11 protein-coding genes are annotated in these 13,326 nt (G+C 70.6%); 6 read left to right on the top strand and 5 right to left on the bottom strand.

The features are described from left to right. Window positions 1–61: 61 nt before the first annotated feature. The 3 genes from AB0O34_RS23855 to AB0O34_RS23865 all read right to left on the bottom strand — a co-directional run bounded on the left by AB0O34_RS23855 (window position 62) and on the right by AB0O34_RS23865 (window position 2,861). Window positions 62–1,306 (bottom strand): ABC transporter substrate-binding protein, encoded by a 1,245-nt coding sequence (locus tag AB0O34_RS23855; protein ID WP_363918763.1) that lies wholly within the window; start codon window positions 1,304–1,306, stop codon window positions 62–64. Window positions 1,307–1,399: 93 nt separating this feature from the next. Further along, window positions 1,400–2,116, bottom strand: a complete 717-nt coding sequence (locus AB0O34_RS23860; protein ID WP_363918765.1) for an ABC transporter ATP-binding protein — start codon at window positions 2,114–2,116, stop codon at window positions 1,400–1,402. Continuing rightward, a complete protein-coding gene (locus AB0O34_RS23865; RefSeq protein ID WP_363918767.1) occupies window positions 2,103–2,861 on the bottom strand; it encodes an ABC transporter ATP-binding protein in 759 nt (252 codons plus the stop codon). Before AB0O34_RS23865 ends, AB0O34_RS23860 begins: the two co-directional genes overlap by 14 nt. A 413-nt stretch (window positions 2,862–3,274) precedes the next feature. Between AB0O34_RS23865 and AB0O34_RS23870 the strand changes: the two genes are divergently transcribed. The 6 genes from AB0O34_RS23870 to AB0O34_RS23895 all read left to right on the top strand — a co-directional run bounded on the left by AB0O34_RS23870 (window position 3,275) and on the right by AB0O34_RS23895 (window position 10,869). Further along, window positions 3,275–4,663, top strand: coding sequence for a tannase/feruloyl esterase family alpha/beta hydrolase (locus tag AB0O34_RS23870; protein WP_363918769.1), 1,389 nt, complete (start codon window positions 3,275–3,277; stop codon window positions 4,661–4,663). 129 nt (window positions 4,664–4,792) lie between these two features. Next, a complete protein-coding gene (locus AB0O34_RS23875; protein ID WP_363918771.1) occupies window positions 4,793–4,945 on the top strand; it encodes a hypothetical protein in 153 nt (50 codons plus the stop codon). A gap of 70 nt (window positions 4,946–5,015) precedes the next feature. Beyond that, window positions 5,016–6,101 (top strand): FAD-dependent oxidoreductase, encoded by a 1,086-nt coding sequence (locus tag AB0O34_RS23880; protein WP_363918773.1) that lies wholly within the window; start codon window positions 5,016–5,018, stop codon window positions 6,099–6,101. Window positions 6,102–6,773: 672 nt separating this feature from the next. After that, window positions 6,774–8,144 carry a HAMP domain-containing sensor histidine kinase gene (locus AB0O34_RS23885; RefSeq protein ID WP_363918775.1) on the top strand — a complete coding sequence of 457 codons (1,371 nt, stop codon included), beginning with the start codon at window positions 6,774–6,776 and terminating at the stop codon, window positions 8,142–8,144. A 587-nt stretch (window positions 8,145–8,731) separates the two neighbouring features. After that, entirely contained in the window at window positions 8,732–10,096 is a 1,365-nt protein-coding gene (gene iscB, locus AB0O34_RS23890) for an RNA-guided endonuclease IscB (protein ID WP_363918777.1), read from the top strand. Next, entirely contained in the window at window positions 10,093–10,869 is a 777-nt protein-coding gene (locus AB0O34_RS23895) for an alpha/beta hydrolase (RefSeq protein WP_363918779.1), read from the top strand. The genes iscB and AB0O34_RS23895 overlap by 4 nt, the downstream gene beginning before the upstream one ends. A 93-nt stretch (window positions 10,870–10,962) precedes the next feature. On the opposite strand, the gene AB0O34_RS23900 is transcribed toward AB0O34_RS23895, so the two are convergent. Together AB0O34_RS23900 and AB0O34_RS23905 are read right to left on the bottom strand one after the other, a co-directional pair. Further along, a complete protein-coding gene (locus AB0O34_RS23900) occupies window positions 10,963–12,312 on the bottom strand; it encodes a protein kinase (RefSeq protein ID WP_363918781.1) in 1,350 nt (449 codons plus the stop codon). A gap of 82 nt (window positions 12,313–12,394) precedes the next feature. Continuing rightward, window positions 12,395–13,195, bottom strand: coding sequence for an SAM-dependent methyltransferase (locus AB0O34_RS23905; protein ID WP_363918783.1), 801 nt, complete (start codon window positions 13,193–13,195; stop codon window positions 12,395–12,397). Window positions 13,196–13,326: the final 131 nt, after the last annotated feature.

Below are 13,326 nucleotides of genomic sequence, written 5' to 3' on the forward strand. Positions count from 1 at the left end.
TGTGATCTTCCGATCTGGGGGCTCGGAACCCGGGGGCGGGTGACCGCGCCCGGAAGGGGCCTCAGAGCTTGCAGGAGGGGTCGGCGGGCTGGAACGCCTGGTCGGCGGGGATGGCGCTGAGGATCTTCTCGTAGTCCCAGGGCTCCTTGACCTCGCTCGACGGCTTCACCTGGGCCAGCGAGACGTCATGCAGGAGAAGGTGGTCCTGGGCCCGGATCGTGGCGTTCTGCGCGAAGACGTCCTGGAACTTAAGGCCCTCCAGCTGCTTGACCACCGCATCCGAATTGTCGGTGCCGCCGCGCTGCACGGCCTCCAGGTACTGCGTGGCGGCGGAGTAGTTGGCGGCGTTGGGGAAGCTCGGCCGTTTGTTGACCTTGGCCTGGAACTTGTCGGCCCAGGCGCGGTTCTCGGGGGTGGCGTTCCAATACCAGGCGTCGGTGAACTTGGTGCCGGCGAGCGCGTCCGGGCCGAGGGAGTGGATGTCGGTGATGAACATGAGCCCGACCGCCAGGCCGATGCCCTTGTCGCGAAGCTTGTACTCGTTGTACTGCTTCACCAGGTTGACCAGGTCACCGCCGGCCTGCATGGTGCCGAGCACCTCGGGCTTGGGGCGGAGGCCCGGGGCCTTCAGCAGGAACGTGGAGAAGTTGTCGTTCGGGAACGGCGCGGGGTCGCTCTGGATGACCGTGCCGCCCGCGCCCTTCACGGCCGCGGTGAAGTTCTTCTGCATGTCCTGCCCGAAGGCGTAGTCCGGGTAGACGATGTACCAGTTCTTCGACCCGTCCTTGGTGACCGTGTCACCGGTGCCGTGGGCGAGCATGTAGGTGTTGTACCCGTAGTGGAACGTGTACTTGTTGCACTGGGCGCCTTCCAGCTCGGTGGTCGCGGCGCCGATGTCCATGAAGATCTTCTTCTTGCCCTTGGCGACCCCCGCCACGGCCAGCGCGGCGGCCGAGGAGGGCACGTCGAGGATGACGTCGGCGTGCTGGCGGTCGTAGAGCTCCTGCGCCTTGGAGTTGGCGACCTCCGGCTTGTTCTGGTGGTCGGCGGACAGGACCTCGATGTCCTTGGCGACCGCCTTGTCGCCGTACTTCGCCTTGTAGTCGGCGACCGCCATGTTGACGGCCTCGACGCTGCTCTTGCCCGACAGGTCGGCGTAGATCGCCGACTGGTCGTTGAGGACGGCGAGCACGACCTTGCCGTCGCTGATCTTGTCCCCGCTCCCCCCGCTGCCGGGTCCGCCGGCGCAACCGGCGATCGTGGCTCCCGCCGCCACCACGGCGGCCGCTCGGCCCAGAGCTTTCATGTACTTCTCCTGTCGGTTCTTCGGGTGGGTTCCGGGGAGGCCGATCCGGGACGTTCCAGATCAGGTCCGGGGCGGCCGATCCGGTGGTCCGGATCAGATGCCGAGGTAGTCGAGGAGCTCGTGCTCCCGGGCGCGCATCTCGTCGTTGTCCAGAGACTCGACGATCCGGCCCTCGGCGAGCAGATAGTGCCGGTCGGCGACCGTCGCGGCGAAGTGCACGTTCTGCTCGATCAGCAGGACGGTCGTGCCCTGCCGCTTCACCTCGCGCAGGATCTCGCCGATCTGCTGGACGATCAGCGGGGACAGCCCCTCGGTCGGCTCGTCGCAGAGCAGCAGCCGCGCGCCCATCCGCAGCACCCGGGCGAGGGCCAGCATCTGCTGCTCGCCGCCCGAGAGCTTGGTGCCGGGGAAGGAGCGCCGCTCCCGCAGCCGGGGGAAGGTCTCGTACACCCGTGCCAGCGTCCAGGGGTCCGGGCCGACGGCGGGCGGCAGCGTCAGGTTCTCCTCCACCGTGAGCGTGGAGTAGACGCCGCGGTCGTCGGGGACGTACCCGAGGCCGTGGCGCGCCCGCCGGTGCGCGGGGAGCCGGGTGATGTCCGACCCGAGGAAGGCGATGTCCCCCGAGTAACGCCCCTGCAGGCCCATCAGGCAGCGCAGCAGCGTCGTCTTGCCGGCGCCGTTGCGGCCGACCAGCGTGACGATCTCGCCCTTCCCCACCTCGATCGACACGTCCCGCAGGACCTGCGCCTCGCCGTACCAGGCGGAAAGGCCGCCGACGCTGAGGATCGGGCCGGTGTCAGTGCTCGGCATTGGCGTCTCCCAGGTAGGCGCTGATGACGCGGGGGTCGTGGCGGATCTCGGCGTACGGGCCCTCGACGAGCACGCGGCCGCTCTGCAGGACCGTCACGCGGTCGGCCAGGCTGGAGACGACGCTCATGTTGTGCTCGACCATCACGACCGTGCGGCCGGCGCGGACCCTCCTGACCAGCTCCACGGTGCGCTCCACGTCCTCCACGCCCATGCCGGCCGTGGGCTCGTCCAGCAGCAGCACCTTCGGGTCGAGCGCGAGCGCGAGGGCCAGCTCAAGGGCGCGCTTGTGGCCGTAGGCGAGCGTGCCCGCCTGGATCTCGGCGTGCCCGGCCAGCCCCACCTGGTCCAGCAGTTCCAGCGCCCGGTCGCGGAACCGGTCGAGCAGCCGGTGCGACCGCCAGAACCGCCAGGTGATCCCGGTGGCGCCCGCCAGCGCGAGCTCGACGTGCTCGCGCGGGGTCATCTGCGGGAACAGGCTGGTGATCTGGAAGGACCTCGCGACCCCGAGGCGGGCGACCTGCTCCGGGCGCCTGCCGGTCAGGTCGTGCTCGCCGAGCAGGATGCGGCCGGCGCTCGGCTTAAGGAAGCCGGTCAGCAGGTTGAACAGCGTGGTCTTGCCGGCGCCGTTGGGCCCGACCAGCGCGTGCACGCTGCCCTCCGCGATGTCCAGGTCCACGCCGTCGACGGCGCGGAAGCCCCGGAACTCCTTGGCCAGGCCCTGCGCCCGCAGGACGGGACCGTCCATATGGCCTCCTCATGGCCTCGTCCGGTGGTTTCGTCCAGGTCACCTTGGCGTTAACGGACGAAGTCGTTGTGACGCGGAACACTAAGCGAGCCCGGAGAGGGGTTCCATGTGGCCACGGCACACATTGACCGGCACGAAGGCGGTTGCGTCCCACATCCGCCGCAGGTCACGGGCCCGCGACGCCGGTGGGCCCATCCGTGTGTGGCCCGGCCACGTAGACGCGGCCTCATCCGGGCACGCCGCCTGGATCGCCGCCGCACCCCTTTCGCGGCCCGCCGCTCCCCGGCATGGGCGCGCCGGACACATCGGGAAGGCGAATTGTGGAGATCGCGGACGTGGCCCAGTTCACAGTGGATGGCCACCATTGCGGTCACTCACTCGACAGCACGTCGCACGCCTTCTGAGGAGTCCCCATGCGATCCACCCGACGCCGGCGGGGCCGGCTACTGGGCCTGGCAACGGCCGCCGCGATCGGCGCCTCACTGATCGGGCCGGTGTCGGCCGCCGGCGCCGCCGCTCCCTGCGCGGGGGTCGAGCGCGTCAAGGTGCCCGGCGCCGAGAAGCAGATCTCCGCCTGCCTGGACGACCTGACCACCGCGGGCACGGTCGCGTCCGGGCACTCGATCGCGGCCGAGTGGGCCGGGCTCACCCCCGCGGGCGCCACCAACCCGACCGGGGTGCCGGGCGCCCAGATCGACGGCTACTTCCCCGACACCTCGACGTTCAACACCGACCACGGCTGGAACCACGACAGCCAGTTCGTGATCCGGTTGCCCGAGCACTGGAACGGCGGACTGGTGGTCGCGGGCACGCCCGGCAACCGCAGGCAGTACGCCAACGACTTCGCGATCTCCGACTGGGTGCTCGCCCAGGGGTACGCGTACGCCGCGACCGACAAGGGCAACAGCGGCGTGACGTTCTACCAGGACGGCGTGAGGCCCGGGGACGCGCTGGTGGAGTGGAACGACCGCGTCACCCAGCTGACCCGCGCCGCCAAGGCGGCGGTGGCCCAGCGGTACGGCCGGGCGCCCCGCCGGACGTACGCGGCCGGGATCTCCAACGGCGGCTACCTCGTTCGCTGGCAGCTGGAGAACCACCCCGAGCTGTACAGCGGCGGCGTCGACTGGGAGGGCACCCTCTGGCGGAAGAACGGCCCCAACCTGATGACCTCCCTGCCCGCCGCGCTCCGCGCCTACCCCGCGTACGCCGCCACCGGCGACGCCGCCGCGCACGACGCGATGATCGCCGCGGGCTTCGCGCCCGGCTCCGAACCGCTCTGGGACTACCACTACAAGGTCTACTGGGACCTCACGCAGCGGCTCTACCGGGAGGAGCTGGACCCGTCCTACGACGGCGCCACCGAGGCGGGCACCCCGTACTGCGCCTCCGGGACGCCGGGGTGCGACACCGACTACGACTACGCCACCCGGCCCAGGGCCGTGGAGAAGGCCGTCGAGCGGATCGCCCTGACCGGGCGCATCGGGCGGCCCCTCATCACCCTGCACGGCACGCTGGACACGCTGCTGCCCATCGGCGAGGACTCCGACGTCTACGAGAAGCTGATCCGCTCGCGGGGACGCGACCCGCTGCACCGGTACTACCGGGTAGAGGGCGGCAACCACGTCGACGGGCTCTACGACGCCTACCCGGCGCTGCTGCGCCCGATCCTGCCGTGCTTCCGCAGCGCGTTCACCGCTCTCGAGAACTGGACCACGCGCGGCGACGCGCCGCCCGCCGACGCCACCCTCCCCCGCCCAACCTCGGGTGACCTGGCGAACACCTGCTCCCTCAAGGCGAACTGAGGCCGCAGGACGCACCCGCCGCACAGGTGTCCGGCCCCGGGGCCGAGATCGTGATCGACACGGAGGTTTCGATCTTCGGCCCCGGGTAGAGCAGCGGCTTCACCAGCCATACGAAACGAAGGACCCCCCGTGAACACCGTTCAGCTCATCCTGCTCATCGCGGCGTTCGTCGCCTTCCTGCTCGCCGCCCTCAACGCCGGCGTCCCGCGCGTGAACCTCATCGGGCTCGGTCTGGCGCTGTACGTGCTCAACGAGCTGATCCCGGTGATCGACAAGCTGTGAGCCGCCCCCTCGCGTCGGGCCGGGGCCCCTCCGCTCCCGGTCCCGCGAGGGTTGCTGAGATCATTCAGCCATGACTGATCGGGTTGTCGTCGCCGGAAGTGGAATCGTCGGGGCGAGCGCCGCCTACCACCTGAGCATCAGGGGTGTGGCGGTGACCGTGATCGACCGGCCGACCGCCGGGCAGGCGACCGCCGCGGGAGCCGGCATCGTCTGCCCGTGGGTGGACCATGACGGCGACGACGCCTGGTACCGCCTCGCCCTGGAAGGCGCGCGCTACTATCGGCGGCTCGCCGAGCTGCTGGCCGAGGACGGCGAGCCCGACATCAGCCACGCCGAGGTGGGCGCACTGCTGGTGGCGGAGGACCCCGCCGAGCTGGTCCACGTCGAGGCGTTGCTGCGCGGCAGGCGATCGTCGGCTCCCGAGATGGGCGCGATCTCCGAGGTCGACCGCCCCTGCGAGCTGTTCCCTCCGTTGAGTCCCGGGCTGGTCGCCCTGCGCGTCGGCGGCGCGGCGCGCGTGGACGGCCGGACCGTCCGCGACGCCCTGTTGCGCGCCGCCGTACGGCACGGGGCGCGGGTGCTCACGGGCACGGCGTCCCTGACGGGCTCGGGAGCGTGCCTCCTCGACGGCTCGCCGGTCGAGGCGGACGCCGTCGTGGTGGCCGCGGGAGCCTGGGCGGGCGAGGTCTGCGGTCCCCTCGGGCACATGACGCCGGTGGGGCCACGGCGCGGCCAGATCGTCCACGCGGAGCTTCCCGGGGTGGAGAGCGCCGGATGGCCGATCATCCTGCCCCGGCTCGGCCCGTACCTGCTGGGGTTCCCCGGGTCCCGGGTGGTCCTCGGCGCCACGGTCGAGGAGGCCGGGTTCGACTCCCGGGTGACCGCGGGAGGCCTCGCCGAGGTGCTGGCGGCCGGCGTGCGGCTCGCACCGGGGCTCGCGGACGCGTCCATCGTCGAGACCCGTGCGGGGCTCCGTCCCGTGGCCGCCGACGGGCTTCCCCTGCTCGGCCCGCTCACGGAGGGCGTCGTCGTCGCGACCGGCCTGGGCGCGTACGGTCTCACCGCCGGGCCGTACGCCGGGTTCGTGGCCGCCTGCCTGGTCATCGGCGAGACCCCGCCCCTGGACGTCACCCCGTATTCGCCCGCGCGGGGCTAGCCTTCGCGCGGACGGTTTCGACGTCTCGAACTGGACATGAGTACGGTATACACTATGCATTATTCGAGCAAGTAGTGGGTTTAGGATTGCCTAAAACACGGCGGGTGATCTTGTAAACCGCTTTTGACATGCTAATTTGAGTCTTTCCAGGTAGCTCTGGCAACGCGCTGTCCGCGACACGGCCTGTCGCGAACACACGGCGAGCGCGGCCAAGCCGCGGAGCCCACCCCCCTGAGACGCCCACAGTGCGCGTCCCACAGCCCAGGCTCCACCGAGCGGGTGCCTCTACCCACGATGAGCTGCCGGACGGCCGATACATCTCACGACGAAAGAAAGTTCAGGTAAAGACAGGCACGGAAAGCGCTATCCCGGCCAGATCGGCGCTCCGCGAACAAGAGCCTGGCCGCAAGGCCGGCCGAACACAGTGGATGTCGCCCCGATGCCGCCCACCGAGACCGGCACCCGGCGGAGCGCCACGAAACGCCACGACACCAAAACGTCACCTGGTGCCGAGGTCGCCCCACCGGCGGCGCACAACGCCGGACGCGGCCATCCACGTTGGGGAACCATATTGCCGTAGGGAAGATGATCACGTTGGGTGAGGAACGCGTACGTACCTCATATCGGCATTCGTTGCGAACGCGTATACGTCCCCGGTCCATCCGAGGACGGGTGACCGCCCTGGTCAGCATTCTGGCGATCCTTCTCCTCGTACCTTCGGGGGTGCTGGCCGGTGTGGTCGCACACCAGTCGGTGACCAACACCGTGTGGCTTGAGGCCCGGCAGGAGGCGACGCTGGTCGCCGCCGCCGATCGCCTGCATCACGTGACCGGTACCATCAAATCCGAGGTCCCGGGCATCGACCTGGTGCAGATCGTCTCCCCCGATCACCACGTGCTCGCGTCCTCCGCCGCCGCCCGTGGGCTACCCCCGCTGAGCAAGGCCTGGCCCGAACCGCAGGATCCGCAGGAGGACGTGCAGAGCTGCACGCAAGGCAAGATCGGCTGCGTCCGCCTGTCCGCGCTGCGAGAGACCGGCGCGGCGAACTCCCCCGTCGTCTACGCCGGCAGGCGTGCCCCGGCCGAGAGCGCCACAGGCCTCATCAACGTGATCTTCGTCATCCAGGGGGTGGCACTGATCATGCTCGCCGTCGCCACGACCTGGAAGGTCACGGGACGGACGCTGCGGCCGGTGGAGGGCATCCGCGCCGAACTGGCCGCGATCAACGTCAACGACCTGCGCACCCGTGTGCCGGAACCGGCGTGCGACGACGAGATCGCCCGGCTGGCCCGGACGATCAACAGCACGCTGGAACGGCTGGAGCACGCCAAGGGCCGGATGGAGCGGGCGCTGAACCAGCAGCGGCAGTTCGCCGCCGACGCCTCGCACGAGCTGCGCACCCCCGTCGCCGGGCTCCGCGCGCAACTGGAGGAGGCCCAGCTGCACCCCGCCGAGACCGACCTGGAGGAGCTGCTCGCGCACTCGCTGAGGGACGTCGACCGGCTGCAGTCGATCATCACCGACCTTCTCCTGCTGGAGCGGGTCGGGACCGGCACGGCCACGACCAGCGGGAAGGTCGACCTCGCCGCGGTCGTGCGGGCGGAGGTGTCGCGGCGGCCCGACCCCGGCGCCGTGCGCCTGCGGCTCGTGCCCGACGTGAACACCGAGGCCAACCAGAACCAGATCGGCCGCGTCGTCAACAACCTGCTGGACAACGCCGAACGGCACGCCAGGCACTCGGTGTCCGTCGAGGTACGCCACAACGGCCGCGAAGCCGAGCTCGTCGTGGACGACGACGGAGACGGCATCGCCGTGGCGGACAGGGAACGGATCTTCGAGAGGTTCACCCGGCTCGACGCGGCCCGCAGCCGCGGCCGTGGAGGCACGGGCCTCGGCCTCGCCATCGCCCGCGACATCGTCCACGCCCATGGAGGGACCATCGAGGTGGGCACCTCCCCCATCGGAGGCGCGCGCTTCGTCGTCAGGCTCCCGCTGGCCGAGTCATCCGTGCCGGGAAGGCACGCGACGCACAGCTCCGCCTGACCAGGTGCACCGGCCTTTCCCACGCCCGAGCGGGGCTTTCGTCCCACGCCCGAGCGGGCCTTTCGCGCCACGCCAGGCGGGAATCGTCCGAGCGTATAGGCTCGCCGCTGTGATGGGCGGCCGAGCTGAGACGCCCGATCGGGGAGCACGACCGGATTCCTCGGGCGGACCTGTCCGTCCACGTCGGGCCCGTTCGTCGGTGGGACGAGCACATCCGTTCACGAATGGAAGAGATCCAGTCAACGACCCCCTCCTGAAGGAGGGGGCTTGAGGTGCAGCGATGCGCCTTGAAGCCCCGCGTTGACCAGCCCTAGTCGATCACCTGAAGGAGGTGCATTCGATTGACTACGTTGAACACAAGATCGCAGACCGACCTTGGGGTACTTCCTCAGCCCCAAGCTCTCGAATCCGTGGGAGCAGACACGCCCGAGGGTGGGCACGAAACGGCTCACGGACACCGCCGCCAGGCGGTACCTGGTGTTCAACATGGGCGAGGGGAGATCGAGCGGACCGGCACCCGGTCTGCTCGGCGTCACCCCGACCCGGCTTCGGCCGGGAAGGGAGCGGGCAGTCCAGCCCACCCGGCCGTGTTCATCCTGGACAAGCACGGCCAGCCGTTGCAACCCACAAGCCCGGCCTACGCCCGCAAACTCCTGCGTTCAGGCCGGGCCGTAGTCCACCGCCACACCCCGTTCGTGATCCGGCTCAAAGACCGCGTCGCCGCTGACTCCACCATGGCCGGCGTCGCGGTCGGCATCGATCCTGGCAGCAAGCACACCGGCCTGGCCGTGTTCACCGACCACGACGGGAACCGGACCGGACGGCATGCGATCCAGCTCGACCACCGGGGCGGGCAGATCCGCGACAAGCTCACCGCGCGTGCCGCTCTACGCCGGGGCCGCCGTTTCCGCAACCTGCGTTACCGCGCCCCCCGGTTCTCCAACCGGGTCAAGCCGAAGGGGTGGCTCGCGCCCTCGCTACGGCACCGCGTCGACACCACCCTGTCGTGGGTGGGCCGGCTCACCCGCTGGGCACCCGTGACCGCCGTCCACGTGGAGCGGGTCTCCTTCGACACGCATGCCATGTCGGCCGGGCGGCCGCTCCAAGGAGCGGAATACCGGCAGGGCACCCTCGCCGGGTACGAGGTCCGCGAACACCTGCTGGCCAAGTGGGATCGGGCGTGCGCGTACTGCGGCAAGCAGGATGTGCCGTTGAACATCGACCACATCCACCCGCGTTCCCGGGGCGGCTCGGATCGGATCGGCAACCTCGCGGTGGCGTGCATCCCGTGCAACCAGGCGAAGAACGCAGCCCCGGTGGAGGAGTTCCTCAAGGGCAGGCCCGCCCTCCTGGCGAAGGTCCTCAAGCAGGCGAAAGCTCCGTTGCGGGACGCTGCAGCGGTCAACGCCACCCGGTGGGCGCTGTGGCGGGCACTGGAGGCGACCGGCATTCCGGTGGCCACGGCCTCCGGCGGTCGCACCAAATGGAACCGCAGCAGAACCGGTGCCGCCAAGTCCCACACCTTGGACGCACTGCACGTCGGCGAACTGGAAAACGTCACCGCCTGGCCATCGACGGTCCTGGTGGTCAAGGCGACCGGGCGCGGCACCTACGCCCGTACCCGCACCGACCGCTACGGCTTCCCCCGGCTACTGCTGCCCCGGACCAAGCAGATCAAGGGGTTCGCTACCGGCGACCTGGTCCGCGCCGTCGTACCGAGCGGCAAGAAAGCCGGTGTCCACTGTGGCCGCGTCGCGGTCCGCAGCACCGGCAGTTTCAACATCACCACCCGGCACGGCCTGGTGCAGGGCATTCACCACCGCCATGTCCGGCTGCTACAGCGAGCCGACGGCTACGGCTACACCACCGCGCAGGAGACCACCATGCCGCACCGTTCCGCGTTTCCTCCCGGCCCTGAAGGACCGGGTTTCCACGCTGGAGGTCCACGATGAACAAGGTACGTTCGAGCGACGGCACCCCCATCGCGTTCGACCGGCTGGGCGACGGGCCGCCGATCATCCTGGTGGTCGGCGCGTTCAACGAACGGTCGACGGGCATGCCGCTGGCCGAGGCCCTGGCACCCGACTTCACCGTCTTCACCTACGACCGCCGCGGCCGGGGCGACAGCGGGGACACCGCGCCGTACGCGGTCGACCGCGAGATCGACGACCTCGACGCCCTCATCGCCGAAGCCAGCGGATCGGCGGCGGTGTTCGGTTACTCCTCCGGCGCCGTCCTGGCCCTGAAAGCGGTGGCCCGGGGGCTCGCGATCACGAGGCTGGCGCTGTACGAGCCGCCGCTCGCCGGCGAGGGCGCGCCCGCGCCCGCCGAGGACTTCGCGGCACGCCTGTCGGAGCTGGTGTCGGCCGGGCGCCGGGGCGACGCGGTCGAGTATTTCCAGACCAGGGTGGTCGGGATCCCCGCCGAGGTCGTCGGCCGATTGCGCGACGCGCCCTTCCGCGCCGCGCTGGAGAAGATGGCGCACACCCTCGTCTACGAGGTCACCATCACCGGCGACGGGTCGATCCCACCCGAGCTGGCGGCCGGGGTCACCGTGCCCACGCTCGTCATCGGCGGCGAGGAAAGCCCCGAGGGCCTGCGCAAGGGCGCCCAGGCGGTCGCGAAGGCCCTTCCCGACGCCCGGCTCGTCTCCCTGCCGGGCCAGACCCACGACATCGTCCCCGCCGTCGTCGCCCCCGTCATCAAGGACTTCCTCACTTCCTGACCCCACCCTCAGGCCCCGACCTCGCCACCCACGATCGCCGGCGACCGAGCCCTCCGCCCGGTGACCGGCGATCGTCCGGCCGATCACCGAGCCTCAGTTCCCGCCGGGCTTGACCTTCTTCGGCTTCTTCTCCTTGTTCTTGGTCAAGCCGTGGTGGTTCCCGTTCGAACCCTTGCCCTTGCCATGGCCATGGCTCTGGCCGGAGCCGGTGGGGGGCGTGACCGGCGCCCTGGATGGAGTCGCCCCGGTGGACGACTCTCGCGTCTTCCGATCGGCGACCGGCTCCGTCGTGGGATGAGTCGTGGGCCGCGTCGCAGGCTGAGTGGTCTGACGCGCCACCGGCCGCGCGGTGGGCCCGGGGGTGACGGTGCGGACCGACGACACGGTCACGGTCGGGGTAGCGGCGCCGGGTGCGGCCCGCCCGGGATCCGGCGCGGACGCCGTCGCGAACGCCACCCCGCCCACGGCCATGCCCACGAGCACGACCAGGGCCCCGCTCTTGACCACGAGGTCGCGCCGCCCGCCACCCGCCAGTGCCGGTGGCAAGGACGAGCCCGGCACCGTCCCTGCCGGTGGTTCGGACGAGCCCCGCGCCGTTCGTACGGGCTCGGGCGCCTGCCCGTTCGCGACCGCCCGCAGCCCCCGCTCCGCTTCGGCCGCCGTCAACCGCTCGGCCGGGTCCTTGACCAGCAGTCCCTCGATCACCGGGGCGAGGTCACCGGCCAGAGAGAAGGGCGCCGGCTCCCGGTACATGATGGCGGCGAGCGTCGCCAGGGCGTGACCCCGCTGGAACGGCGAGCGGCCTTCCACCACCAGGAACAACGTCACACCGAGCGACCACAGATCCGAGGCCGGCTCCGCCTGGCCGCCCGCCGCCCGCTCGGGCGCGATGAACGCGGGCGTGCCCATGAGCACGCCCGTCCGGGTCATCGGGGAGTCGTCCTCCAGCGTCGCGATGCCGAAATCGGTGAGCACGGCGTCGCCGTCGCTAGTTATGAGCACGTTGTCCGGCTTGACGTCCCGGTGGAGCACGCCCGCCGCGTGAGCGGCGCCCAGAGCCGCCAGCACCTGGACGCCGATCGCGGCGACTCGCCGGGGCGGCAGCGGACCTTCCTCGGCGACGATGGACGCGAGCGTCCGGGAGGGCACCAGTTGCATGACGATCCAGGGGTGGCCGTCCTCCTCGAACACGTCGTACACCGTCGCGACCCCGGGATGGCTCAGCCGCCCCGCGGCCCTGGCCTCGCGAAACGTGCGCGTGGTGAAGATCTCGCGCTCCGGGGCGGTGAGCCCGCTCATGCAGTGCAGCTCCTTGACGGCGACCTCCCGCCCGAGGAGCTCGTCCATGGCCCGCCAGACGACGCCCATGCCACCGCGCCCGAGGGGCTCCACCAGGCGGTAGCGCCCCGCGACTAAACGTCCCGGTGTCTCCGAATCGGCCATGGGCGGGACCGTACCCTGGCATCGCCTTCGCATTCCACCACCAAGGGACGATCATCACGCGACGTTGACGGGCGATTGCGATTCATGGCTTGGCAGCGACGCCGCAGAACGCCGTGACCTCGTCGGGCAGTCCCCAGGGTGTGGCCTCGGGGCGCCAGCGTGACACCGACACCACGCCGGGCTCCAGCAGCCGCAGGCCGTCGAAGTAGGCGACGATCTGCTGGGGGGTGCGCAGCTTGTAGGGGTCGCCCGCTTCGGCGCGGGTCTTCTCCGCCTGGGCGGCGGCCTCGGGGTCGACGGCGTTGGTGCCGTCCTCCAGTGCCAGGTAGCTGCCCGGCGGCAGCGCCGCCACCAGATGGTCGCGGATCTCGGTCGCCTGCGCGTCGTCCCACACGTTGCCGAGGATGCCCAGCATCATCAACGCGATCGGCTGGGTGAAGTCCAGGGTGCGAGAGGCCTGCTGGAGTACGCGCTCGGGATCGCGGACGTCGGCGTCGACGTAGTCGCACACGCCTTCCCGTGAGCTGGTCAGCAGGGCGCGGGCGTGTACCAGCACCAGCGGGTCGTTGTCCATATAGACGATCTTGCAGGCCGGGTTGACGCGCTGGGCGACCTCGTGGGTGTTGTCGACGGTGGGCAGGCCGGTGCCCAGGTCCAGAAACTGCGTGATCCCGGCCTCGCCGGCCAGGTGACGAACCGCCCGCCCGAGGAAGGCCCGCGAGTGCCGGGCGACGTCCACGATTCCCGGGTACACCTGGCGTACCTGGTCGCCGACCTGCCGGTCGATGGCGTAGTTGTCCTTGCCGCCCAGCCAGTAGTTCCACACCCTGGCCGAGTGCGGGGTGGTGGTGTCGATCTGCGCGGAGGGCTGTTCATCTGTCATGGGAGCACTCTTTGTCGTGGAGGTCGGAGACGCCACCGATGAGCGCATTTGGTGGCATGCGGTCGGCTTTGATCATTCCATGGCGCCTGGGCCGCCGCACGGTCAGCGACACCACCCACCATGACCGCGCC

Source organism: Sphaerisporangium sp. NPDC088356, assembly GCF_040685555.1.
Taxonomy (GTDB): Bacteria; Actinomycetota; Actinomycetes; order Streptosporangiales; family Streptosporangiaceae; genus Sphaerisporangium.

Excerpts from the sequence above, each read along its gene's own strand:
- AB0O34_RS23855 (WP_363918763.1), bottom strand. The coding sequence starts at position 1,306 with ATGAAAGCTCTGGGCCGAGCGGCCGCCGTGGTGGCGGCGGGAGCCACG.
- AB0O34_RS23860 (WP_363918765.1), bottom strand. The coding sequence starts at position 2,116 with ATGCCGAGCACTGACACCGGCCCGATCCTCAGCGTCGGCGGCCTTTCC.
- AB0O34_RS23865 (WP_363918767.1), bottom strand. The coding sequence starts at position 2,861 with ATGGACGGTCCCGTCCTGCGGGCGCAGGGCCTGGCCAAGGAGTTCCGG.
- AB0O34_RS23870 (WP_363918769.1), top strand. The coding sequence starts at position 3,275 with ATGCGATCCACCCGACGCCGGCGGGGCCGGCTACTGGGCCTGGCAACG.
- AB0O34_RS23880 (WP_363918773.1), top strand. The coding sequence starts at position 5,016 with ATGACTGATCGGGTTGTCGTCGCCGGAAGTGGAATCGTCGGGGCGAGC.
- AB0O34_RS23895 (WP_363918779.1), top strand. The coding sequence starts at position 10,093 with ATGAACAAGGTACGTTCGAGCGACGGCACCCCCATCGCGTTCGACCGG.
- AB0O34_RS23900 (WP_363918781.1), bottom strand. The coding sequence starts at position 12,312 with ATGGCCGATTCGGAGACACCGGGACGTTTAGTCGCGGGGCGCTACCGC.
- AB0O34_RS23905 (WP_363918783.1), bottom strand. The coding sequence starts at position 13,195 with ATGACAGATGAACAGCCCTCCGCGCAGATCGACACCACCACCCCGCAC.